Below are 24453 nucleotides of genomic sequence, written 5' to 3'. Positions count from 1 at the left end.
GGCTGTGGGTGACCCTGCCGCTCTCGATGATCGCAATGGGGTTGTCGATGGCCATCGGCCTGCCGATCGGCATTCTCGCGGCGCGCCGTCGCGGTTCGGCAGCTGATGCCGGGTTGATGACGCTGGCGCAGTTCGGCATCGCGGTGCCCAATTTCTGGTTCGGCATGCTGCTGGTGCTGCTGTTCGCGGTGGGCCTGCACTGGCTGCCGCCGGGCGGCTTTGTGCCGTGGCGGGAGAACCCGCTGGCCGCGCTCCGTTCGCTGCTCCTTCCTGGCCTCGCGCTCGCCCTGCCGCAGGCCTCTATCCTCGCCCGGGTGATGCGCACGGCGCTGGTCGACGTGCAGAACGCCGACTTCATCCGCACCGCGCGGGCCAAGGGCATGACCATGGGCGAGGCGGTGTGGCGGCATGGCGTGCGCAATGCGCTGCTGCCGGTGCTGACAGTGCTGGGGCTGCAGTTTGCGTTCCTCGTGGCGGGCACGATCATCGTCGAGAACGTGTTTTACCTGCCGGGGCTGGGGAAGCTGATCTCCACGGCGATCTCGCAGCGCGACCTTATTTTGGTGCGGGGCGCGGTGATCGTCTTGATCGTGGCGGTGACAGCGGTGATGCTGGCGATGGACCTGCTTTATGCGGTGGTCGACCCACGGCTGCGGCAGGGAGGCGGGCAATGAGCGCTATGACAGCGCGGCGGTTCGTGTTCACCCATCCCAGCCTGTGGCTGGGGCTGGCGGCGACGCTGGTGTTCACGTTGCTGGCGCTGATCTCGCTGGTGTGGACGCCCTACCCGATTGCCAATATCGAAATCGGCGACCGGTTCCTGGGGCCGAGCGCGGCCCACTGGCTGGGCACCGACAATCTGGGGCGCGACATGGCTTCGCTGGTGATGTCGGGAACGCTAACCAGTTTCGTGGTGGCATCGTTGTCGGTGCTGATCGGCGCGGGCATCGGTGTACCGCTGGGGCTGGCGGCGGCGGCATGGGGCGGTGCGCTGGAATGGCTGGTGCTGCGGCTGAGCGATTTCATCTTCGCCTTCCCCGCGATCATCGTGGCGATCCTGATCACCTCGCTCTATGGGCCAGGCGCAACCAACGCCATTATCGCCATCGGGATTTTCAATATTCCGATCTTCGCCAGGGTCGCGCGGGGCGGGGCGATGAGTATCAAGACGCTGGATTTCGTGGCCGCGGCGCGGCTGGCCGGGCTGGGCAATGCGGCGATCGCCTATCGGCATCTGCTGCCCAATATCCTGAGCCTGATCATCGTGCAGGGTACGATCCAATTGTCGCTGGGCATCCTGTCGGAGGCGGGGTTGAGTTATATAGGACTGGGGACACAACCGCCGTCAACCAGCCTGGGGCTGATGCTGAAGGATGCGCAAGGGCTGTTCCTGATCCATCCATGGCTGACGTTGGTACCGGGCCTCAGCATCGTCTTGATCGTGATTGCGCTCAACCTGGCAGGCGATGGCTTGCGCGATGCGATCGATCCGCGGCTCAAGGGGGCGCAGCAGAATGCTGCTTGAGGTTTCGGGGCTAACGGTCAAATTCGGCGACGCAACGGCGCTGAGCGATATGAACCTAGTGCTGGAGCGCGGCGAACGTTTCGGTATCGTTGGCGAGAGCGGATCGGGCAAGACCCTGACGGCGCTGGCGATCACCGGCCTGTTGCCGGACGGGGCGCAGGTCAGCGGCTCGATCAAGATCGACGGGGAGCCCCTGCCCCACTCGGAACGCGAGATGGCGCGGTTACGGGGCAAGCGCATCGGCATGGTGTTCCAGGAGCCGATGACGGCGCTCAATCCGCTGATGCGGATCAATGACCAGATAGAAGAGGCCATCGGCATCAATGCCGTCGCCGGTGCGCCACAGGTAGATGTGCCCAACCTGCTCAAGGAAGTGGGGCTGGAATTGCGGCACGGCGACCGCTTTGCGCACCAGCTTTCAGGCGGGCAACGGCAGCGGGTGATGATCGCCATGGCACTGGCGAGCCAGCCCGATATCCTGATCGCCGACGAGCCAACCTCGGCGCTGGACCTGATCACGCAGCGGCGCGTGCTCGATTTGATCGCGGAAATCTGCACGCGGCGGCATATGGCGCTGTTGTTCATCAGCCATGATTTGAAGGCCGTGGCGTGGCTGTGCAGCCGGGTGGCGGTGATGCATCGCGGCAAGCTGGTGGAGACCGGGCCGGTGCAGGATGTGCTGGGCGCGCCCAAGCAGGCCTATACGCAAAAGCTGGTGGCAGCGTCGCGGTTCGACGTGCGGCCATTGGCGCGGCCGCCGGTCGGCAAGACGCTGCTGGACGTGCGCGGGATCGGCCGGGACTACAAGCAGGGCGGGCCTTGGCCGTTTGGTGGCAAGGCGCTGCGGGCGGTGGACGGGGTGAGCCTGAATGTCGACGCCGGTGAATGCGTGGCGATTGTGGGGCCGTCAGGATGCGGCAAGACCACGCTGGCCCGGATCATTGTGGGGCTGGACCGGGCGACGCGAGGCGAAATTCGTTTTGCCGGCGAATTGTATCACGGCAGCGACCTGCCCAAGGCGCGGCGGCGCGATATCTCGCTGGTGTTCCAGGACCCATTCGGCAGTTTCGATCCACGGCTGACCATCGAGCAATCACTGGGCGAGCCGTTGCGGCTGGAAAAGCTGGATGCCGGCACGCATGTGGACCGGCTGATCGAGGCGGTGCAGGCCGTGGGGCTGGGCCAGGAGATGCTGCGGCGCTACCCGCATGAGTTTTCGGGCGGCCAGCGGCAGCGGCTGGCGATTGCGCGGGCGCTAGTGACGCGGCCGAAGCTGCTGGTGCTGGATGAGCCGGTATCGGCGCTGGATGTGTCGGTACGGGGCGAAGTACTGGCGCTCTTGGCGCGGTTGCAGGCGGACTTCGGGCTGACCTATCTGGTGATCAGCCATGATCTCGACATGGTGCGGGCGATCGCCGACCGGGTGCTGGTGATGGAGGCTGGGCGGATCGTCGAGGAAGGCAATCCGCACGAGATATTCGCACGGCCGCAGCATCGATTGACGCAGAACCTGATGGCGGCACGGTTGCCGGAGGTGGGGTAACTCAACGATTCAAAGCAAGATATGGACGAGCAATGACCTCTACCCAGTGGGTGATAGCAGCGCTCTTAATCGGATTCGTTGGCGGCTACGTCATCATGATGGTGCTCTGCGTCTCGCTGTGGCGTGTTCCGGCATATCGGCCACACTTCCGTGGCGGCGGCGGCGGGTACCTGTATGTCAATATCTGGGACCCGAAATGTCCGCCCGGTCTTCGGTCAAACTACGCGATCATAATGTCAACATGGATCGGCTGGTCAGCATTGATGCTATTGCTGCTCTATCTCACTAAGGGACATTAGGATGCCTAACGCGCTTAGTCCAAGCGCCCAATATAACTGCCAAACGGCTCCAGATCGATCTCACCGTCCATCGGCGCAGCGGTGACGCCGGGACAATCGAGGCCGCGGGGGGTCATGTCGGCGGGAATGACGAACTCCTCGGACTCGGCGCTCATGTTGAAGACGCAGAGCACGCGCTCATTGCCGAAGTTTCGGGTGAAGGCGAGGACGTTCTCGGCCGAATCCAGTAGCGTGATTTCGCCCTTGGCCAGGGCGGTATTGGCTTGGCGGAACTTGAGCATGGCGCGGTAGAATTCGAGGACCGAGCCTTCGACGCCGTCCTGGGTGTCGACGGCGTGGGTCAGGTGCTCGGCGGGGACCGGCAGCCAGGTGCGCTCGGCGGTGGAGAAGGCGCCGTTGCGGACATGGGTCTGCCAGACCATAGGCGTGCGGCAGCCGACGCGGCCCTTGAACTCGGGCCAGAATTCGATGCCGTAGGGATCGACCAGGTCGGCGAAGGACAGTTCGGCTTCCTTCAACCCCAGCTCTTCCCCCTGGTAGAGGCAGACCGAGCCGCGCATGGACAGGATCAGCGTGACCGCGAGGCGGGTGAAGGCGGCTTCCTGGCCGTGGGTGGCCCAGCGACTGACATGGCGCACCACGTCGTGGTTGGAGAAGGCCAGGCAAATCCAACCATCGGGGGCTTTGGATTCGGTGGCACGGATGGAGTCGCGGAAGTGTTTTGCCGAGAATTCGCCGCCGAGATAATCGAACGTATAGGCCATGTGCAGGTGGTCATCGCCCGAAGTGTATTGGGCCATGATTTCAAGCTGATGCTGGCTGTCGCCGATTTCGCCGACGGTGGTCTTACCGGGGTATTCGTCCATCAGGGCCCGCAGGCGCTTGAGGAAGCCGAGATTTTCAGGGCGCGACTTATCGTAGATGTGCTCCTGGAAATTGTAGGGGTTCACCGCGGGGGCGGTTGAGGCGTTGAAGTCCTCGGCGCGCACCACCGGATTGCTCTCCAGCCCCAACGAGCAGAAATAGAAATTGACGGTATCGAGGCGGAAACCATCGACGCCGCGTTCGAGCCAGAAGCGCATTTCGCCCAGTAGCGCGTCCTGCACGTCGGCGTTATGGAAGTTCAGATCGGGCTGCGAAACCAGGAAATTGTGCTGGTAATATTGCATGCGCCGGCTGTCCCAGGCCCAGGCCGAGCCGCCGAAAATGGAGAGCCAGTTGTTGGGCGGGGTGCCATCGGGTTTGGGATCGGCCCAGACGTACCAATCGGCGCGTGCATTGGTGCGCGAGGAGCGGCTTTCCGAGAACCAGGCGTGCTTGTCGGAGGAATGGGAAATCACCTGATCGATGATGACCTTGAGGCCCAGCGAATGGGCTTTCTGCACGAGGTGGTCGAAGTCTTCGAGGGTACCGAAAGACGGATCAATGTCGCGGTAATTGGAGACGTCGTAGCCGAAGTCTTTCATCGGCGAGGTGAAGACCGGCGACAGCCAGATCGCGTCGACGCCGAGATCCTTGACGTAATCGAGGCGGCTGGTGACGCCGACGAGATCTCCGACGCCATCGCCGTTCTGGTCCTGGAAGGAGCGCGGGTAGATCTGGTAGATCACCGCGCCGCGCCACCAATCCGCATCGACCTCGGGCTCAAGTTCGCTCTTGGGCTCGGTCATGGTCATCGACATCGGCGCGCTCCGGAAGTTGTTCATGCCTGAATAGCATCAGGCTCAAACGCCGCCAAAGCCAATTCGATGCCGGATGGCGCGAATGCCTACTTGGTATTATGCAGCAGTCCCTGGAAGGCTCGGAAACTTGCCTTGGGCGTGCGCTCCTGGGTGGCGTAATCGACATGGACCAGGCCGAAACGCTTGTTGTAGCCCTCGGCCCATTCGTAATTATCGAGCAGCGACCAGGCGAAATAGCCGCGCACATCGGCGCCGGCTGCTCGGGCATTGAGCACCGCCTTGAGATGGGCCTCGTAATAGTCGACGCGCCGCGGATCACTGTCGCCCTCGACTTCGGCCATGCCGTTTTCGGTGACGAAAAGCGGGATCTTGGTGTAGTCGTTGGAGACCCGGACCAGCAGGTCGGTGAGGCCCTGGGGGTAGATTTCCCAGCCCATTTCGGTGGTTTCTAGGTCGCCTTTGACCTGGGCAATGGGGAAACCGAGCTGATCCGGCGCCGATTTGTAGATGCCGCGTGTGTAATAGTTGATGCCCAGCCAATCGAGCGGACGGGAGACGACCTCCATGTCCTTTTCATAGCCGGCGGGCAGGTGGCGCGCGAAGAAATCATTGCCAGTCAATGCCTCGGGATACTTGCCCTTGAGGACGCCGTCGAGATACCAACGGTTGAATAGCGCGTCGCCAATATCGGTGGCCGCGATGTCCTCGGGGCTCTGCGTGGCGGGCTCGGATTTTTCCAGATTGAGGACGATGCCAAGGTTCTTGACGCCTTCGGCACGGAGCGCGTCGATGGCGGTACCGTGCGCGAACAGGACATGGTGCATGGCGCGGGCGGCGGCGCGGATATCGCGGTAGCCAGGGGCGTGAATGCCCAGGAAATGGCTGAGGAAGGCGACGCACCACGGCTCGTTGATGGTGGCGGTGGCATGGAGGCGATCACCGAACTTTTGGCCGATCAGGGACGCGTAATCGCCGAGCCAACCCGCGATGTCGCGGTTCATCCAGCCGCCCTTATCCTGCAGGGCGGAGGGCAGGTCCCAGTGATAGAGCGTGGCATAGGGCTTGATGCCGCGAGCGAGCATGCCGTCGATCAGACGATCGTAGAAATCGAGCCCGGCCTGGTTGACGGCACCTGTGCCCTCGGGAATCAGGCGCGGCCAGGCGAAGGAGAAACGATAGGCATCAAAGCCGCCATCGCGGATCAAGTCGAGGTCGGCGGGCCAGCGATTGTAATGATCGCAGGCATCGCGACCGGTATCGCCATTCTGGACATTGCCGGGGGTGGCCGAAAAACTATCCCAGATCGAGGGGCCGCGACCATCGGTCTGGCCGCCCTCGATCTGATAGGCGGCCGTGGCGGCGCCGAAGGTAAAATCGGGACCGAAATCCGAACGGGAAATGGAAAACATGGACGCTCCTCCTCGAGTGGCGGAGAGGACGTAGCGCAGGAACGGGGGTTATGCAATCGATTGCAGTGGCGGCAGCTAACCGCGTAGTGCTGGCGTAGCGGCAAGAATACGTTGCGCAATCGCCTTGAACGCCCCTGCTTCCGGCCCGGCGCCATCGGACGCTACGACCGGCCGGCCGGCGTCGGACGTTTCGCGGATGGACATGACCAGCGGGACGGCGCCGAGGAAGGGCATGTCGAGTTTTTGAGCGGCGGCTTCAGCACCGCCGGTGCCGAAAATGTCGTAGCGCGCGCCGGTATCGGGGGCGATGAAGTAGCTCATGTTTTCGACGAGACCCAGCAGCGGCACGTTGAGGCGGCGCAACATGTCGATGGCCTTCTTAGCATCGATCAGGGCTAGTTCCTGCGGGGTGGAGACGATAACGACGCCATCGACTTCGGCCTGCTGGAACAGGGAAATGTGGATATCGCCGGTGCCGGGCGGCAGATCGACGACTAGGATATCGAGCCCGCCCCAATCGGTTTCGCGGAGGAGTTGGCGCAGGGCCGAGGTGGCCATCGGGCCGCGCCAAACTACGGCCTGATCAGGGGTGAGCATGGAGCCGATCGACATGGCCTTGATGCCGAAGGCTTCGTGCGGGGTGAAGATGCCGTCTTCGCGGATGGCGGGCCGGCCTTCGAGGCCGAGCAGCTTGGGCAGTGAGGGGCCGTAGAGGTCGGCGTCGAGCATGCCGACGCGCAGACCCTCGGCGTGGAGCGCCAAAGCCAGGTTAACGGCGACGGTGGATTTACCGACGCCGCCCTTACCGGAGCCGACAGCGATGATGCGCTTGATGCCGGGGACGGCGGTTTTGCCGGCCGGGACCGGCTTGCCGTGGGAGAAGGTGGGGCCGGCTGGGGGCTTGCCGCCGGTCAGTGAGACCAGGATTTTGCGGGCGCCGGCGACTTTCTGCGTGACGGCGACAGCCTCTTCGCGGGCGGGGCCGAAGGCGGCTTCCATGCCTGGTGCGACGGCGATCGCGAAGGCGACGGCGCCGGGGGTGACGATGATTTCCGAAAGGCCCCCGTAGCCGGCCAGATCGCCACCGCCGGGAATTTCAACGGCGGCAAGTGCGGCTTTGATGGCGGCGGAAAGGTCGGGATCGGCCATTTGTTTGCCCCTGTTGGCTCGGGCATTGCCGCATCCACGGTGTCATCCCGGCGCACACCGGGATCCATCTTGAGGTCTCAGGATGGGCCCCGGCCTACGCCGGGGTGACACCGCATTTGTTGAGGCATTGGATGCTTAGAGAATGCTCTGACCCGTCGCCTTCCAGTCCTTCAGGAAGCCTTCGATACCCGCATTGGTCAGCGGGTGTTCGGCAAGCTTGCGGATGACGGCGGGCGGGATGGTGGCGACGTCGGAGCCGGCCAGCGCGACCTGGGTCACGTGGTTGGCAGAGCGGATCGAAGCCGACAGAATCTGGGTCTCATAGCCATAGTTGTCGTAGATCTGGCGGATGTTCTCGATCAGCTCGACGCCGTCGAGATTGATGTCATCCAGACGACCCAGGAAGGGCGAGATATAGGTCGCGCCGACCTTGGCGGCGAGCAGTGCCTGATTGGCCGAGAAGCACAGCGTGACGTTGGTCTTGATGCCCTTGTCATGGAAGTACTTCGTCGCCTTGAGGCCGTTCATGGTGAGCGGCAGCTTGATGACGACGTTTTCGGCGATCTTGGCGAGGCGTTCGCCCTCGGCGACCATGCCGTCATATTCGAGCGAGGCAACTTCGGCGGACACCGGGCCGGGCACGAGCGCGCAGATTTCGGCAATGACTTCCTTGAAGTCACGGCCGGATTTGGCGATCAGCGACGGATTGGTGGTGACACCATCGAGGAGGCCCGTCTCGTAGAGTTCCTTGATGTCCTTGATTTCTGCGGTATCGACGAAGAACTTCATGGTTCCCTCCTAGAATGCGTGTTCTGCTCGTTAGACCAAAGATGTAGCACGAGGTTCCCGCGCCGCAACCCGTCGGACGAACGTTATTTGATGGCTGCAAGCAAGGCATCGGCCAGATCGCCGACGCGGTCTTCGGGGATGCCGGCGACATTGATGCGGCTATCACCAATCATATAGACACCATTGGTGGCTTTTAAATGCTCGACCACGCTATTGGGCAGGCCCAGCAGCGAAAACATGCCGCGATGGGCGGCGATGAAGTCGAAATCCTTGGAGTTCGAGCGTTGCCGAATGGCGTCGCTGAGCTTCTGGCGCAGGCCGATCATGCGGGCGCGCATGGCGTTCAGCTCGGTCTCCCACTCGGCGCGCAGTTCCTTGTCCTCGAGAATGACGCGGATGATTTCGGCGCCATGATCGGGCGGCTGCGAATAGGACGAGCGAATGACGTTGAGCAGTTGCGAATTGACGATGTCGGCTTGGGCTTCGTCACGCGCAATGACGATAGCGGCGCCGATGCGCTCGCGATAGAGGCCGAAATTCTTGGAGCCTGAGAAGGCGATCAGGGCCTCGGGGACGGCGGCGATGACCTTGCGGGTGCCGTAGGAATCTTCGAGCAGGCCGTCGCCAAAGCCCAGATAGGCTAGGTCAATCAGCGGCAGTGCGCCGGTGCGAGCAAGGCTGGCCGCGACCTGGTCCCACTGGGCATCGGTGAGGTTGGCGCCGGTCGGGTTGTGGCAGCAGCCGTGCAGCAACACGACGTCGTCCTTGCCGAGCTTATCGAGCGCCGCCAGCATTTCGGGGAATTTGACGCCGCGGGTTTCGGTATCGAAATAGGGGTAGACCGCGACCTTGAGGCCGGCGTTCTCGGCGATGGGGTTATGGTTGGGCCAGGTCGGGTCGGACAAATGGATCGTGGCGCCGGGACGGGCGCGGTTGACCAGTTGCATCAGCACCCAGAGGGAGCCGGTGCCGCCCGGTGCCTGCGCGATGCGCACCCGCTTGCGGTCCACGGTGTCGGCAATAGCCAGGTCCAGCACGGCGGTGCCGTAGCCCTTGTTGCCCGCAATGCCCAGATAGGTCTTGGTCTTGCCGGCGGCCAGGATGCGTGCTTCGGCTTTTTTGACCGAGGACATGATCGGGGTGGTGCCCTGCTCGTCCTTGTAGACGCCGACACCAAGGTCGATTTTGTCGGAGCGGGAATCGGCGGCGTATTCGCCCATGAGGGCCAGGATCTTGTCGCCGGGAGCCTTGGTCAGGGTATCGAACATGGATGGACTTACGCGGTTGGGAGCGGGACGGAAATCGCCGCCTTTATAGGCGGGCGGCAAGGAAAGTCCATCGGCCTTTCGCCGCAATCGGATCGTCACCGCAATGGTCAACGCGCTGTGCTATGGTTGACGGGAGCGATTGTGGCAGCGAGACTGACCCAGCACCGTCCAGTTCGAGTGATTTATGCCTGTTTTGAACCGTATTGCCGAATTCCAAGCTGAAATCGCCGGGTGGCGACACGACTTCCACACGCATCCCGAAATCCTGTTCGACGTGCAGCGCACGGCTGGCAAAGTGGAAGCGCTGCTGGCTGAATTTGGCTGCGATGAAATCGTCACGGGCATGGGTCGCACCGGCGTGGTGGGAATCATCAAGGGCCGCACCAACACGAGCGGCCGCACAATCGGCTTGCGGGCGGATATGGATGCGCTGCCGATTACCGAAAAAACCGGCGCTCCCTATGCCAGCAAGACACCGGGCAATATGCACGCCTGCGGGCATGACGGGCACACCGCCATGCTGCTGGGCGCGGCGAAATATCTGGCGGAAACGCGCAATTTCGACGGGCAGATCGCGGTCATCTTCCAGCCGGCCGAAGAGGGCGGTGGCGGTGGTCGCGAAATGGTGGCCGACGGGCTGATGGACCGGTTCGGCATCGACGAAGTCTATGGCATGCACAACTGGCCGGGCATGCCGGTGGGGCAGTTTGGCATCCGCGAGGGCGGCATCATGGCCGCCACGGACCGCTTCAGCATCGATATCGAAGGGCTGGGCGGCCATGCGGCCCGGCCGCATACGACGATCGATCCGGTGGTGATCGCGGCGCAATTGATCGGGGCGCTGCAGACCCTGGTGTCGCGCAATGTCGACCCGCTCAAAAGCGCCGTGGTTTCGGTGACTGTGATGGAAGCCGGCGAGGCCGACAATGTGATTGCCCGGACCGCGCGGCTCAAGGGCACGGTGCGCACGCTGGATAGTGACGTGCAGGATTTTATCGAGAACAAGCTCAATACCTTCGTGCCCGAGTTTGCCGCGGCGTTTGGCGCCAAGGCGAGCGTGAACTACCTGCGCGGCTATCCGGTGACGGTGAATACCCCGCGCGAGACGCAATTTGCCGCCACGATTGCCGGCGAAATCGCGGGCGTGGATCGGGTCGACACCGATGTCGCGCCATCAATGGGCGGCGAAGATTTTTCCTTCATGCTGGAGCAAAGACCGGGGGCGTATATTTTCCTCGGCAATGGCGACAGCTCGGAACTGCATACGGACAATTACGATTTCAATGACGACGCCATACCGCTCGGGACAAGTTACTGGGTAAGACTAGCCGAGCGGGCCCTGCCGTTGAGCGCTTAAGCTTGCCACAATCGGGCGCGAGGGTGGCGCAAAAGGAGATTCTGCCATGAAACTGCTACCGATTTTGGGGACGCTGGTCGTCGTCGGGCTGACCAGCACACCGGCGTTTGCGCTGTTCTGCACCGACGAGGGCCCGAGCGCCGGGATCGACTATGAATTCAACTCCGGCGGCGGCTTCCGGATCGACGATTCTGACTTTCAGAAGGACTTCGACATCGCCCGGCTACGCGATATTGGCGTTTATGCCAACTCGGTCGAGCGTTGGAACGGCTGCATCCGCGCCTTCGTCGATAATGGCAATGGCGGGCAGACCATGGAGTTCTACGACCCCGCGACTCTGCGCCGCCTACAGTAGGACGGGTTTGGGCATCGAGCACGCAGCCTGATCTGCCCCGCTCTCGTCCTTCCCGCGGGCTTGACCCGCGGGCCATTGTTGGAGGCCCGCGGGAAGAAAGCGGTGGGGTAAATCAGCCTGAAGCCCTCGAGCGCCAGCTATTCCTAGCGAGCACTATTTTTGACCCTGATAACCGGAGCGTCAGCCGGCAATGCCAGGAAGGCGAAGCCATTGGCGCCCAGGTTCAGGGTTTTTCGCGTCAGCGTGGCGTTCTGCGACATTGGATCGAGCGGTGCGTTATCCGGCAGGCCGGTCAGCGCCACGGTTTGAGACTCAGCTGACAAGTTGAACACGCAGGTCATAGTCCCGGCGCTGCTGAAGCGGCGGAAGGCGAGGACCGGTTCGGCGACGCGGAAGAATTCGATGTCGCCGTCGTAGAGCACGTCGTGGGTGCGGCGCCAGGCGAGGATGCGGCGGTAGAAGGCCAGGGTCGAATCTGGATCGGCGTTCTGGGATGCAACATTGAGCGCCGACTGGGCCGGCTTGACCGGCAGCCACGGCGTGCCGGTGGTGAAACCGTTGGGCGCCTCGCCCTGATCCCACGGAATAGGCGTGCGGCAGCCGTCGCGGCCCTTGTCCTCGGGCCAGAAGCGGATGCCGCGCGGGTCGGTCAGTTCGTCAAAGCGCAGGTCGGTTTCGGGCAGGCCCAATTCCTCACCTTGATAAAGGCAGACAGAGCCCTTGAGCGAGAGCACCAGTGCGGCGGCCTGGCGGCCCAGATCGGCGGCATTGAGGCTGTGCGGCGCCCAGCGGGTGATATGGCGCGGCACGTCATGGTTGGAAAAACTCCAGCACGGCCAGCCGTCGGGACCGGCCTTGAAGAACTGCTCGATGCGGCTGCGGAAGTGGGCGGCGGTGAATTCGTGGCCGAGAAAATCGAACGAATAGCACATGTGCAGCTTATCGCCGCCGGAGGTGTATTCAGCCATCAGCGGCACCGATTTATGGCTGTCGCCGACCTCGCCGACCGTGGTGGTGCCGGGGAATTTGTCGAGCAGCGCGCGGACGCGCTTGAGGAAATCGACGTTCTCGGGCTGGCTCTTGGAAAACTTATGCTCCTGCATGTCATAGGGATTGACCGCATAGGGCAGATGCTCGTCGCGCTTCCGATTGGGCGGATTGTTGCGCAGCTTCTTGTCGTGGAAGTAGTAATTGACGGTGTCGAGGCGGAAGCCATCGATGCCGCGCTCCAGCCAGAAGCGCATGATGTCGAGCATCTGGTCCTGCACTTCGACATTGTGGAAGTTCATGTCGGGCTGGCTGGCCAGGAAATTGTGCAGGTAATATTGCCCGCGTGTCGGGTTCCATTCCCAGGCCCGGCCGCCGAACACCGCGGGCCAGTTATTGGGTGGCGAGCCATCGGGCAGCGGATCGGCCCACACATACCAGTCGGCACGGCGATTGGTGCGGCTGAGGCGCGATTCCTGGAACCAGGGATGCTGATCGGAGGAATGGCTGATCACCTGGTCCATGATGACCTTGATGCCGCGGGCATGGGCCTGCGCGATCAGGCTATCGAAATCGTTGAGCGAGCCGAAGATGCGGTCGACCTCGGTATAGTCGGACACGTCATAGCCCATGTCGGCTTGTGGACTCTGGGTGATGGGGCTGAGCCAGATGCAATCAACGCCGAGACTGGCAATGTGATCGAGCCGCTGCATGATGCCGGCCAGATCGCCGATGCCGTCACCGTTGCTATCCTGAAACGAGCGCGGATAGACCTGATAGATTACCGCGCCACGCCACCATTCCCGCATCGTCCGCTCCTAAACTGATTTGCCATGGGTAGAGTGGCGGGCGGGTGGGAATAAGGCAAATGGCAAGTTTTGGGGTTTACGAGGCGCTGCCCGGCTGACTCCGAGCCGTCGAAGGGAGATCATCGAGTTTGCGGAGGCCGCCGGAGCAAGCCGCCTCTTCTTCCAGGCAATTCGGCCTATTTTACAAATATGTAATGATCACGATCCGAACTTATTGTTCGCCTCATTCATCCCCATCCGCAGCAGAAAAAGGCGCGGGAACGAGGGCGACACAATGAGTCAAGAATCAGCTTCGGGCTACAATCGCGTACAAATCTTGCTGCACTGGCTCATCGCGGCGCTGGTCGTGTTCCAGTTGCTGTTTGCAGGGAGCATAACGACGACTATCGATGCCGCCGAAGAAGGCAGCACGCCATCGGCGACCGATCAGGCGCTTGGCGCGTCCCATTACTGGATCGGCATCGCGATCCTTGTCCTCGTGCTGGCGCGACTAGTCGTCCGGCTGAGGGCCGGCGCGCCCGCACCTGCTGCCAGCGCGCCCAATATCATGCAGATTGCAGCGAAGATTTCTCATTTCGCATTCTATGTCCTGCTGATTGCAACGCCGATCCTGGGCTTGCTCGCCTTTTATTTCGGCGACCCCTATGGCCCAATCCATATGCTGAACCGGCCAGCCTTCATCATTCTAATCGCCATACACGCCGCTGCCGCACTGTTTCATCAGTTTTGGCTCAAGGACGGAACGCTCACGAAAATGGTCCGCCCTGCGCAGTAAAGTCGTGCTGACGGGGTCAGCCGGCCTTAAACCACCGGGCTGATCAGCGGATTACCGGCAAAGTGGGCGTCGAGATTGGCGACCAAGGTGGCCCCCATGGCGTCGCGGGTTTGGTTTGTGGCGCTGCCCTGGTGGGGGGCGAGGACGACGTTGTCGAGGGCGAACAGGGCTTCGGGGACCTGGGGCTCCTTTTCGAAAACGTCGAGCGCCGCGCCGCCGAGGCCGCCATTGACGAGGAGATCGACTAGAGCCGGCTCATCCACCAGCGTGCCGCGGGCCATGTTGACGAGCATGCCCTGGGGGCCGAGCGCTTCGAGCACTTCGCGCGAGACGATGCGGTCGGTGCTTTTGCCGCCGGGGGCGATGAGCACGAGCCAATCGACGTCGCGGGCCATGTCGATGAGCTTGTCGTAGTAGACATAGGGCACGTTTTCCTGGCGGTGGCGACCGTGATAGACAACGCGCATCTTCATGGCCTGGGCGCGGGTGGCAATTTCCTTGCCGATACGGCCGAGGCCCAAAATGCCCACCGTCTTGCCGGTGAGTTCGGAAAACAGACCCATATTGCCCTTGAGCCATTTGCCGTCGCGCACGAAGCGATCGCCCTGGGGAATGCGGCGCGCGAGCGAAATCATCATGCCGATCGTGAGTTCGGCCACCGCGTCGTTGAGCACATCGGGGGTATTGGTGACGCGAACGCCGGCGGCCTTGGCGGCAGCGAGATCGATGCTGTCGGTGCCGACGCCGAAGCCGGCGATGATTTCGAGCTTGGGCAGTTTGGCGATGAGATCGGCTCCTACGCCGCTGCCCGCATGGGCGCGAATGCGGGGGGCGACTCCGGCCAAAAACGTCTCCTTGTCGGTCGCCTCATGCAGCTTGTGGACGGTATAGCGTTCGGCGAGGGCTGCCTCGCAACTGGCGTGGAGTTTTCCGGTCTGCAGGATATCGATGGGCATGGGGACTCGCGGGCATTGGAAGGCGGCGGGGCCAAAGAAATAGCCTGCACTACCATTCAAGTCGACCCGTTTACGGAAAAAGCCGGGCTGTTGCATGCGGGAGGCGCTGGACGCCGCCCCACAAATGTGTAGCAATGTGAAGGCGATGGGATGAGCCGTATTACCTTCGGAGCATAATGGGCGATACAACGCCGTTTGACGAAATGCACAATGCGGACGGTTCGGTCCGTGAACCTTATCGGGCCCTGGCCCAATGGCTCGACGAGCAGCCCGACAAGGCGCTGACGCTGATGCAATCGGATGCGGAAGCGATTTTCCGCAAGCTGGGCATCACTTTCGCGGTCTATGGCTCGGAGGAAGGCACCGAAAAGGTCATTCCCTTCGATGTGATCCCGCGGATCATTTCGGCCATGGAATGGCGCAAGCTCAGCAAGGGGATCGAGCAGCGGGTGCGCGCGCTCAACGCCTTCCTTTATGACATCTATCACCGCCAGGAAATTCTCAAAGCCGGGCGAATCCCCGAAAAGCTGATCCTGCAGAATTCGGCGTTCTGTCCCGAAATGATGGGGCTGGAGCCGGCGCGCGGGGTTTATGCCCACATTATCGGCACCGATATCGTGCGGGTGGGGCCGGATGAATTCTACGTGCTGGAAGACAACCTGCGCACGCCCTCGGGGGTCAGCTATATGCTGGAGGACCGCGAGGCGATGATGCAACTGGCGCCGGACCTGTTTTCACGCATCAAGGTGGCGCCGGTCGAGAATTATCCGGAAAATCTGCGACGGACGCTGGAAAGCGTAGCGCCGGCCGGGGTCAGTGGCACGCCCAATATCGCCGTGCTGACGCCCGGGATTTATAACTCGGCCTATTTCGAGCATTCGTTCCTGGCCGACCAGATGGGCGCGCAGCTGTGCGAAGGGCCGGACCTGTTTGTGGATGGCGGCAAGGTTTACATGCGCACGACGACCGGGCCGGAGCGGGTCGACGTGATCTATCGCCGGATCGATGACGATTATATCGATCCACTCACGTTCCGGCCGGATTCGATGCTGGGCGTACCCGGGCTGTTCAACGCCTATCGGGCGGGGAATGTGACGCTGGTCAATGCGCCGGGCACCGGGATTGCGGACGACAAGGCGGTTTATACTTATGTGCCTGAGATCATTGAATTTTATCTCGGCGAGAAGGCGCTGTTGAACAATGTCCCGACCTACAACTGCGTCGACGAGGAAGAGCGCAACTGGGTGCTGGCCAATATCGCCGACCTGGTGGTCAAGGAAGTGCACGGCTCGGGCGGCTACGGCATGATGGTGGGGCCGACCTCTACCAAGGCCCAGCATGCCGAATTCAAGCGCAAGATCGAGGCGCGGCCGGACAATTACATCGTGCAGCCGACGCTGGCGCTGAGCACCTGCCCCACCTACGTCAATGCGGGGATCGCGCCACGGCATGTGGATTTGCGGCCCTATGTGCTGATGGGCGAGGAAGTGCGGATCACCCCCGGCGGGTTGACGCGCGTGGCGCTGAAGAAGGGCTCTCTGGTGGTCAATTCCAGCCAGGGCGGCGGCACGAAAGATACGTGGGTGCTGGAAGATTGAGCATGCTCGGACGGACGGCACAAAATCTGTTCTGGCTCTCGCGCTATGTCGAGCGGGCCGAAAACATGGCTCGCCTGCTTGAAGTGGGCTATCGGATGAGTCTCACATCCCGCCGTGAAGGCGGGGCGAGCGAACACCTGGTCTCGATGATGCGGGCGGCGGAGGTGGATGAGGCGTTCGAGGCCACTGGGCGGCAGGCCGATCTCGATACGGTCGCCCATTACATGATGTTCGATCCGGGCAATGCGTCCTCGGTCTATTCGTGTCTCCTGGCGGCGCGGACCAATGCGCGTTCGGTGCGCACGGCCATCACGATCGATATGTGGGAAAGCCTCAATGCCGGCTGGCTTGAGTTTTCCCAGATCAAGCCGCGCGACGTGCGCGGGGCCAAGCTTCTGGGGCTGCTGAGCTGGGTCAAGCAATTGAGCCACGAGTTCCGCGGCGCGCTGCTGGGGACGATCCTGCGCGATGACGGCTTCGCGTTTTCGCAGGCGGGCAATTTCGTCGAGCGGGCGGACAACACGGCGCGCATTCTCGACGTCAAATATTACGTCCTGCTACCGCGCGCCAAGATGGTGGGGGGCGATCTCGACATCCAGCAATGGACGCTGATCCTGCGGGCGGCGTCGGCGCATCGCTCCTATCGGCACGTTTATCACGACCGCTACAAGGCGCATAATATCGCCGATTTCCTGATGTTGCGGCCGGAAATGCCGCGCTCGCTGATCTTTTGCGCGCGCTATATCGAGGAGACGCTGGATAGCCTCGCGGACATTTACGGCAAGCGCGAGGGGTGCCACGAGGCAGCGACGAAGTTGCGAGCCATGGTGGAGGGGACCAATATGGAGACCATCTTTGCCCATGGGCTGCATGAGTTTTTGACCGAATTCATCGCGCGCAACAATGCGGTCTCCGAAAGCCTGTCGGCCAGCTACAACTTTTATTGAGACCCATGCGCATTTCCATTCGCCACCAATTGAGCACCACGCCTCCTGCAGGCAGCCCCAATGCGGTGCTGCAATTGCTACTGACGCCGCAGAGCGGGCCGACGCAGACGGTGGAGAGCTGGAGCGTGGAGATGGCGGGCATCGGCAATGCCGAACGGTTCACCGACGCTTATGGCAATAGCGTGCACCTGGTGAACCAGAGGCCACCCGAGGGCGAGCTGGTGGTGACGATCGAGGGCGTGGTGACCACGGTGGACCGGCACGGCGTGTTCGGGCGCGTGGGACCCGGCCCGGTGCCGGCGCTGTTCAAGCGGGTGACGCCGCTGACCAAGGCGCCGGTATCGCTCTATGGGAAATTTCGCGGCAGCAAGGATAGCCGGATCGACGTGCTGCATGCGCTGATGGCGCGGGTGGGCGAGGTCTTGCACAGCCCGGCGCAGGTGCAAAGCCAGAGCCAAGACGGGCAATCGCAGAGCCAGTCGCAGGGCGGGCCGACCGCGGCGGAAGGCGAAGAAGTTGCCCCGGAATTGCCGCGGCCGCCGGCGACCGATTATGCCCATGCCTTTATAGGCGCGGCGCGGGCACTGGATATTCCGGCGCGCTATATCACCGGCTATCTGGTGGGCGACGAGGACGACCCGGCCGCCTTTCACGCTTGGGCCGAGGCCTATGACGAGGCGCTGGGCTGGGTCGGGTTCGACGCGATGCTTGGGCTGTGCCCGACCGACCGGCACGTGCGGCTGGCGGTAGGATTGGACGGGCTATCGGCGCAGCCGCTGCGCGCTGTTCCGGCCGGGGACGGGCCGAAGGAAATCGGCGTCAGCGTCGAGGTCGTCAGCTAGGTTGGCGTCTGAATACCGAGCTCACGCGCCAGCATCTCGGCCATTTCGGCCAGCCCAAATGCGCGGACAGGGCTTTGCCCAAGGTCGATTTGCCGGCGCCACCGGGTCCGAGTAGGAACAGAACTGCAGCATCCGACCATTCGCGCCGGCGGTAAACTTGCATAGGGGGCGGCTTCATAAACTTAGAACGTACAGCCACGCGGTGATCGTCGCGGCCGAGGCGATGGTGGCGATCAGGATGGTGTTGGCGGCGACGCTTTCGGCGCGCTGGTAGTAGGTGGCGAAGATGTAGACGTTGACGCCGGCGGGCATGGCGGACAGCAGGATACCGTAGCGGGCGATGTCCATGGGGACGTGCAGCACCCAGATCATCAGGATGTAGGCCAGCGCCGGGTGCAGGACGAGCTTGATCAGCGAGGCGACCAGAGCCTGCTTCCAGCTTTCGGAGAGCTTGTATTCGTTTAGCGCGCCGCCGATGCCGAACAGAGCGGCAGGGACCACGGCCTGGCTCATCATGACGAAGAAAGCTTCGGCGGGCTCGATCAGTTGAAGGTTGATTGCCGAGGCGATGAAGCCGGCGGCGATGCCCCAGATCAGGGGATTGGACAACACGCGGCGCGCGGCGACGATCAGTGTCTTGCCCAAGGGCTGGCCGTCGCGGCGCACCAGTTCCATGGTGACCATGCCCATGGTGAGCAGGATGGCGCCATGCAGCCCGATGATGGAGAGCGTCACCGGCAGCGCATCGGTGCCATAGGCGCGCTGGATGATGGGCAGGCCGACCAGCACCGTATTGGTGAAGGTGCCGGAGAAGCCGACCGAGACGCCCTCGCCCGGACGGTTGCCGAACAGTTTTATCGCGATGACGATGCCAACCGCGAAGCAGATCAGCGCGCCGATATAGAACGGGCCGATGATCGCGGGATTGAACGCCGAGCGGAAATCGCTGGTGAGGATGGAGTGGAACAGCAGGCAGGGCGTCGCAAAGTTGTTCACGAAAGCGATTAAGCTTTTAATGCCCTCGGCGGGAAACAGCTTGAAGCGCACCGCGCCAAAGCCGAACGCCATCAGCGCAAAAATCGGTGCAATAACGCTGAGGATGCTGAGCATGGCCGGGATCCGGGGCCGAAAGACGCCCTGCCCTAACCCCCTCAGACAATTGGGTCAATGGCGCTAGTATGGAAGATACGTTGTGGTTAGTGCATAGGCCGGCCGACGCCGGATAACGAAACTAAAATCTTTCGGATTAATCTCAGTTCGCGTATAAAACGAAACATAACTCCTTGGAGCAGATGCAGATGGCCGCTGGCAAAACCTTCGATATTTTCGTCATCGGCGGGGGCATCAACGGAACCAGCGTGGCGCGCGACGCAGTGGGCCGTGGCTATTCGGTGATGCTGGCGGAGATGAACGATCTCGCCTCCGGCACCTCGTCGGCGGCGACCAAGCTGGTGCATGGCGGGCTGCGGTACCTGGAGCATTACGAATTCCGCCTGGTGCATGAGGCGCTGGCGGAGCGCGAAGTGCTGTGGGCCAATGCGCCGCATATCATCCGGCCGCTGCGCTTCGTGCTGCCGCATCACAAGGGGCTGCGGCCCGCCTTGGTGCTGCGCGCCGGGCTGGCGATGTATGACTATATGGGCGGGCGCCGGCTGCTGCCGCCCACCAAGACGCTGGACCTGCGCACCGATGTGACCGGCAAGCCGCTCAAGGGTGACTATCGCACCGGTTTCGAATATTCCGATTGCTGGGTCGACGATGCGCGCTTCGTGGTGATGAACGCCCGCGACGCGGCCGACCGAGGGGCAGAGGTGCGGGTGCGCACCAAGGTGACCAGCGTGCGCCGTGATGGCGGGCAATGGGCGATTGAGATGCGCGATGAGGCCGGCGTCGTGACCAAGGTACGCGCCAGCCTGATCGTCAACGCGGCGGGGCCGTGGGTGGATGGCGTCATCAATGGCGTGATGGGCAAGAATGGCGGCCACAATGTGCGGCTGGTCAAGGGCAGCCACATCGTCGTCAACAAGCTCTATGACCACGACCGCTGCTATATTTTCCAGAATGCCGACGGGCGGATCATCTTCGCCATCCCCTATGAGCAGGATTATACGCTGATTGGCACGACCGACCTCGACTACAAGGACGATCCGAAAGACGTCAAAATCAGCGAAGACGAGATCGATTACCTGTGCGCGGCGGCCAGCGAATATTTCACCAAGCCCGTGACGCGGGCCGAGATCGTCTGGACCTATTCGGGCGTGCGGCCGCTGTTCGACGATGGCGCCAGCGCTGCGCAGGAAGCGACGCGCGACTATGTGCTCAAGGTAGATGGCAGCATGGCCGAGGGCGCGGCGATCAACGTGTTCGGCGGCAAGCTGACGACCTCGCGGCGGCTGGCGGAGTCGGTGCTGGAGAAGATCGAGGAGGTGCTGGGCAAGAAGGGCCCGGCTTGGACGAAGGTGGCGAAGTTTCCGGGTGGGGATTTCGGGCCGCTGGCGTTCGATGCCGAAGTGCGGCGGCTGGTGAAGGATTATGCGTGGCTGCCGCCGAAGCTGGCCTATCGGCTGACCCGGTTGTACGGCACGCGGGCGCGGGTGATTTTGGGGAATGCCGGGTCGTTGGAGGAACTGGAGCCGCATTTCGGGGCGGACCTTTATGGGCGCGAGGTGGATCACCTAGTCGCCAATGAATGGGCGCGCACGGCGCAGGATGTGCTCTGGCGGCGCACGAAGGTGGGGCTGAGGGTCGGGCCGGAGGATGTGGCGCGGCTGGAGGGATATTTGGCCAGTGCCACCTAGGTCAGGGCTAACCCATCACCCCCTCCTACCTCCCCCATCAAGGGGGAGGTTTCTCTCCACTCTTTGAACTCGATAGGGTTCAACCCACAAGACGGCACCTCCCCCTTGATGGGGGAGGATGGGAGGGGGTGGGGCCGAGAGTAGAGCTCGGAAATGCCCTCGCCCTCGAGCCTCCCCACAAGGGGAAGGGAGACGACAGAACCGGGAAGCCGGCCTCGGAGGAGAATTTGATGACCAAATACATTCTGGCAATCGATCAAGGCACCACATCGACCCGGGCCATCGTGTTTGCACCGGACCGCACCATTGCCGGGAGCGGGCAGAAGGAATTTACCCAGTATTTTCCGCAGGATGGCTGGGTGGAGCATGATCCGGAGGAAATCTGGGACTCAGTGGTCTGGGCGGTGAAAACCGCGCTCAAGAGTGCCAAGCTGACGGCCAAGGATATCGCGGCGATCGGCATCACCAATCAGCGCGAAACGACGCTGATCTGGGACCGGGCGACGGGCAAGCCCATTCATAACGCCATCGTGTGGCAGGATCGGCGGACGGCGGGGCTATGCGCGAAACTGCGCAAGGCCGGGCACGAGAAGATCGTGAGCAAGAAAACGGGGCTGCTGCTCGACCCGTATTTTTCGGGCACCAAGATCAAATGGCTGCTGGATAATGTGAAGGGTGCGCGCAAACGGGCCGAGGCGGGCGAGCTGGCATTCGGGACGATAGACAGCTTTTTGATCTGGCAGCTGACCGGCGGCAAGGTGCACGCGACGGACGCCACCAATGCGAGCCGGACGCTGCTGTTCAACATCGAGAGCAATGAGTGGGACAAGGCGCTGCTGAAGCTGTTGGACGTGCCGGCGGCGCTGCTGCCCGAGGTCAAGGATTGTGCCGATGACTTTGGGGTGACGGAGGCGGAGTTGTTCGGCGCGGCGATCCCGATTTTGGGCGTGGCGGGCGACCAGCATGCAGCCACCATCGGACAGGCATGCTTTGCGCCGGGGATGCTGAAATCGACCTACGGCACGGGGTGCTTTGCGGTGCTCAATACCGGGGCGGACCTGGTGCGGAGCAAGAACCGGCTGTTGACGACGATCGCCTATCGGCTGGATGGCAAGACAACATATGCGCTGGAAGGCTCGATCTTCATCGCCGGAGCGGCGGTGCAGTGGATTCGCGATGGGCTGAAGCTGGTCAAAGAGGCCAAGGAAACCGGGCCGCTGGCGCTGACCGCCGACCCGAGCCAGAATGTCTATATGGTGCCGGCCTTTGTCGGGCTGGGTGCGCCGTGGTGGGACGCTGAAGCGCGCGGCGCCATCTATGGGCTGACGCGCAATTCGGGGCCGGCGGAAATCGCCAAGGCGGCGCTGGAGGCGGTTTGCTACCAGACGCGCGACCTGCTGGAGGCCATGCGCAAGGACTGGAAGGCCGGCGGCGAGACGGTGCTGCGGGTGGATGGCGGCATGGTGGCGTCGGACTGGACCATGCAGTTTCTGGCCGACATTCTCGACGCGCCGGTCGACCGGCCGGTGATTTTGGAAACCACGGCGCTGGGGGCGGCGTGGTTGGCGGGGTATCGTGCCGGGGTGTGGCCGGACGCGAAGGCGTTTGGGGAAAGCTGGGCGCGCGATGAGCGGTTTGAGCCGAAGATGGCGGCTGCCGAGCGCAAGCGGAAGGTGAAGGGTTGGGATTTGGCGGTGAGGCGGACGTTGTTGAGCTGAGGTGACGGATCGGGGCTAAACGCCACCCCTCCCTCATCCCCCATCAAGGGGGGAGGTGGCCGCTCCACTCGTTTGACCAAATTCGGTCAACCCATCGGCAGACACCTCCCCCTTGATGGGGGAGGCTGGGAGGGGGTGACGGCCGCGAACGCCGGCATGTCCGCCGTCGAGCCGCCCCTACTGATACACCCGCCAGGCATCAAAACTGCCACCGGCGATCATGGCCCAGTAGCGTTTGCCGCTCGAGGCGGTCGTGGTGGCGAGGCCGAATTCCACGAACTTCGATGACAGCAGCGTCTTGCGGTGGCTGGGGGAATTCATCCAGCCTTGGATGACATCCTGCAGGCTGGCATAACCCTTGCCGACATTTTCGCCCACGGCGCCCATATAGCCGGCGGTGGTGACGCGCTCGCGCAGGGTGACACCGAGATTGTGGCTCATGGTGTTTTTCGAGGCCATCAGGCGCGCCTGCGAGCGGGCGGCGTCTTCCAGCTGCGAATTGTAGCTCCAGGCGGGAGCGCCATTGGCGGCGCGCACCGCATTGATGGCCACAATGATCTGCTCGCGGGTGAGTTCAGCGGGGTGCGCACTGGCGGACGCTGGCAGCAAGGGCATGGTGGAGGCGCAGGCGCTGAGTGCGGTGGCTGCACCGAGGACGAGGAAACTGCGGCGGGTTAAATCGAGCATGGGGGCATCCGGTTGGGACTAGGCTTGATCGTAGGCACTAAGCAGGAGCGGCAGGAGGGCGAGTTCGTGAGTGATCGGCAGACTATCCGCCAGATTCCAGCAGGCACTGAGGCCCGAATGCGCGGCGGCGAAGCCCAGGACGCGCTTGCGGTCAAAGCCAAGGCGGGCGCTAAATATATCGGCCAGCGCATTGATGCGGCGCGGGTTGGCCGACAGTTCGGTGGCCCCGAAAGGGTTGAGGAAGACGTTGGCCACATCGTAGGTTGGATCGCCCAGCAGCCCTTTGGGATCGATCGCCAACCAGCCCCGGTCCGAGCTCAGGATGTTGTCGTGATGCAGGTCGCCATGCAGGGGGATTGCCGCCGTCGGCTTGTCGAACAGCTTGTAGGCGATGCCGCTGGCGCGGGCGTAGAGGTCGCGCGCCGTGTGGGGCCAGATCCGGATGTCGGTGGTGAACAGCGCGTCGAAGCGCTCGCGGACGGACAAAAGGCCATCCGGAGCAGCGTCGGTCCTGGGGCGATGCAGATTGGCGACAACGGTGCAGATGGCGATGCTCGCCTCGTCGTCATGACCGTTTCGCGCGGCGTCACCCAGGGTGCCGCCATCGAGCCATTCCATAAATATGGTATCGCCATGGATGTCGAAAATGGTGGCCGCGCCATCGCCGCCATACCAGCTCATCAGTTTGGCGCCGCGCCCCTCCTCGACCGCGACCCTGGGCTTGAGGATCTTGAGAACGGCGAAATTGCGCCCATTCTGCTCGACACGGAAAATCCAGCTGCGCGGTGTTTCGGCAATCGGCGTCGACTTGGTCAGCGACCAGCGGATCATGGCGCGGTTCAGGGCGGTTTCGATGGGCGACTGATTCATCATGGCGCCATTAAAGCAAAATGGCGCCCGCCGTCGACCTTTGCCGGCAATATCACGCAAAACTTGATCGGGCTGCGGCCTGTTTGCACT

Annotated in this window: 21 protein-coding genes; 11 read left to right on the top strand and 10 right to left on the bottom strand. The window is 62.7% G+C overall.

Going from position 1 to position 24453, the window contains the following annotated elements; translation table 11 throughout:
- The 3 genes from JWP26_RS13880 to JWP26_RS13870 form a co-directional block, all read left to right on the top strand.
- On the top strand, positions 1-674 hold a 674-nt coding region (locus JWP26_RS13880), incomplete at its 5' end, for an ABC transporter permease (protein WP_299728672.1).
- The gene (locus JWP26_RS13875; protein WP_299728670.1) at positions 671-1525 is read left to right on the top strand and encodes an ABC transporter permease; all 855 of its coding nucleotides are present in this window, start codon (positions 671-673) and stop codon (positions 1523-1525) included. The genes JWP26_RS13880 and JWP26_RS13875, both read left to right, overlap by 4 nt.
- Positions 1515-3068, top strand: a complete 1554-nt coding sequence (locus JWP26_RS13870; protein WP_299728668.1) for an ABC transporter ATP-binding protein — start codon at positions 1515-1517, stop codon at positions 3066-3068. Before JWP26_RS13875 ends, JWP26_RS13870 begins: the two co-directional genes overlap by 11 nt.
- A 313-nt stretch (positions 3069-3381) precedes the next feature.
- On the opposite strand, the gene JWP26_RS13865 is transcribed toward JWP26_RS13870, so the two are convergent.
- From JWP26_RS13865 to JWP26_RS13845, 5 genes are all read right to left on the bottom strand, one after another.
- Entirely contained in the window at positions 3382-5043 is a 1662-nt protein-coding gene (locus tag JWP26_RS13865; protein WP_299728679.1) for an alpha-glucosidase family protein, read from the bottom strand.
- Positions 5044-5135: 92 nt separating this feature from the next.
- Positions 5136-6458, bottom strand: coding sequence for a GH1 family beta-glucosidase (locus JWP26_RS13860; RefSeq protein ID WP_299728666.1), 1323 nt, complete (start codon positions 6456-6458; stop codon positions 5136-5138).
- A 75-nt stretch (positions 6459-6533) separates the two neighbouring features.
- Positions 6534-7607, bottom strand: coding sequence for an Mrp/NBP35 family ATP-binding protein (locus JWP26_RS13855; protein ID WP_299728664.1), 1074 nt, complete (start codon positions 7605-7607; stop codon positions 6534-6536).
- A gap of 135 nt (positions 7608-7742) precedes the next feature.
- Positions 7743-8396, bottom strand: coding sequence for a fructose-6-phosphate aldolase (gene fsa / locus JWP26_RS13850; RefSeq protein ID WP_299728662.1), 654 nt, complete (start codon positions 8394-8396; stop codon positions 7743-7745).
- 83 nt (positions 8397-8479) lie between these two features.
- Positions 8480-9664, bottom strand: a complete 1185-nt coding sequence (locus JWP26_RS13845; RefSeq protein WP_299728660.1) for an amino acid aminotransferase — start codon at positions 9662-9664, stop codon at positions 8480-8482.
- Between the two features lie 184 nt (positions 9665-9848).
- Here JWP26_RS13845 and JWP26_RS13840 point away from each other — a divergent pair, with 184 nt between their 5' ends.
- Positions 9849-11021: a M20 aminoacylase family protein gene (locus JWP26_RS13840; RefSeq protein WP_299728657.1), complete on the top strand. Its 1173-nt coding sequence runs from the start codon at positions 9849-9851 to the stop codon at positions 11019-11021.
- A 46-nt stretch (positions 11022-11067) separates the two neighbouring features.
- Positions 11068-11376, top strand: a complete 309-nt coding sequence (locus JWP26_RS13835; protein ID WP_299728654.1) for a hypothetical protein — start codon at positions 11068-11070, stop codon at positions 11374-11376.
- Positions 11377-11519: 143 nt separating this feature from the next.
- Here JWP26_RS13835 and JWP26_RS13830 read toward each other — a convergent pair whose 3' ends face one another.
- On the bottom strand, positions 11520-13172 hold the full coding sequence (locus JWP26_RS13830) for an alpha-glucosidase (RefSeq protein WP_299728651.1): 1653 nt from the start codon (positions 13170-13172) through the stop codon (positions 11520-11522).
- Between the two features lie 274 nt (positions 13173-13446).
- Between JWP26_RS13830 and JWP26_RS13825 the strand changes: the two genes are divergently transcribed.
- A complete protein-coding gene (locus JWP26_RS13825; RefSeq protein WP_299728648.1) occupies positions 13447-13947 on the top strand; it encodes a cytochrome b/b6 domain-containing protein in 501 nt (166 codons plus the stop codon).
- Between the two features lie 26 nt (positions 13948-13973).
- Here the strand turns inward: JWP26_RS13825 and JWP26_RS13820 are convergent, their stop codons facing one another.
- Positions 13974-14903 (bottom strand): 2-hydroxyacid dehydrogenase, encoded by a 930-nt coding sequence (locus tag JWP26_RS13820; RefSeq protein WP_299728645.1) that lies wholly within the window; start codon positions 14901-14903, stop codon positions 13974-13976.
- Between the two features lie 176 nt (positions 14904-15079).
- On the opposite strand from JWP26_RS13820, the gene JWP26_RS13815 reads away from it, so the two are divergent.
- The 3 genes from JWP26_RS13815 to JWP26_RS13805 are packed head-to-tail and all read left to right on the top strand — an operon-like array spanning position 15080 to position 18290.
- Positions 15080-16501: a circularly permuted type 2 ATP-grasp protein gene (locus JWP26_RS13815; RefSeq protein ID WP_299728642.1), complete on the top strand. Its 1422-nt coding sequence runs from the start codon at positions 15080-15082 to the stop codon at positions 16499-16501.
- 2 nt (positions 16502-16503) lie between these two features.
- Positions 16504-17448 carry an alpha-E domain-containing protein gene (locus JWP26_RS13810; protein ID WP_299728639.1) on the top strand — a complete coding sequence of 315 codons (945 nt, stop codon included), beginning with the start codon at positions 16504-16506 and terminating at the stop codon, positions 17446-17448.
- A 5-nt stretch (positions 17449-17453) separates the two neighbouring features.
- Positions 17454-18290 carry a transglutaminase family protein gene (locus JWP26_RS13805; protein ID WP_299728636.1) on the top strand — a complete coding sequence of 279 codons (837 nt, stop codon included), beginning with the start codon at positions 17454-17456 and terminating at the stop codon, positions 18288-18290.
- A 174-nt stretch (positions 18291-18464) separates the two neighbouring features.
- Here the strand turns inward: JWP26_RS13805 and JWP26_RS13800 are convergent, their stop codons facing one another.
- On the bottom strand, positions 18465-19400 hold the full coding sequence (locus JWP26_RS13800) for an AEC family transporter (protein WP_299728633.1): 936 nt from the start codon (positions 19398-19400) through the stop codon (positions 18465-18467).
- 188 nt (positions 19401-19588) lie between these two features.
- On the opposite strand from JWP26_RS13800, the gene glpD reads away from it, so the two are divergent.
- Both glpD and glpK read left to right on the top strand, forming a co-directional pair.
- Positions 19589-21088 carry a glycerol-3-phosphate dehydrogenase gene (gene glpD / locus JWP26_RS13795; protein WP_299728630.1) on the top strand — a complete coding sequence of 500 codons (1500 nt, stop codon included), beginning with the start codon at positions 19589-19591 and terminating at the stop codon, positions 21086-21088.
- Positions 21089-21318: 230 nt separating this feature from the next.
- On the top strand, positions 21319-22806 hold the full coding sequence (gene glpK / locus JWP26_RS13790; protein ID WP_299728627.1) for a glycerol kinase GlpK: 1488 nt from the start codon (positions 21319-21321) through the stop codon (positions 22804-22806).
- Between the two features lie 177 nt (positions 22807-22983).
- Here glpK and JWP26_RS13785 read toward each other — a convergent pair whose 3' ends face one another.
- Positions 22984-23493 carry a CAP domain-containing protein gene (locus tag JWP26_RS13785; protein ID WP_299728624.1) on the bottom strand — a complete coding sequence of 170 codons (510 nt, stop codon included), beginning with the start codon at positions 23491-23493 and terminating at the stop codon, positions 22984-22986.
- An 18-nt stretch (positions 23494-23511) separates the two neighbouring features.
- Positions 23512-24363, bottom strand: coding sequence for an aminoglycoside phosphotransferase family protein (locus tag JWP26_RS13780; protein WP_299728621.1), 852 nt, complete (start codon positions 24361-24363; stop codon positions 23512-23514).
- Positions 24364-24453: the final 90 nt, after the last annotated feature.

This window comes from Devosia sp., assembly GCF_028290435.1.
GTDB lineage: Bacteria > Pseudomonadota > Alphaproteobacteria > Rhizobiales > Devosiaceae > Devosia.
Note: the sequence above shows the minus strand (reverse complement) of the source record. Positions and strands in the feature narration are given on the sequence as shown.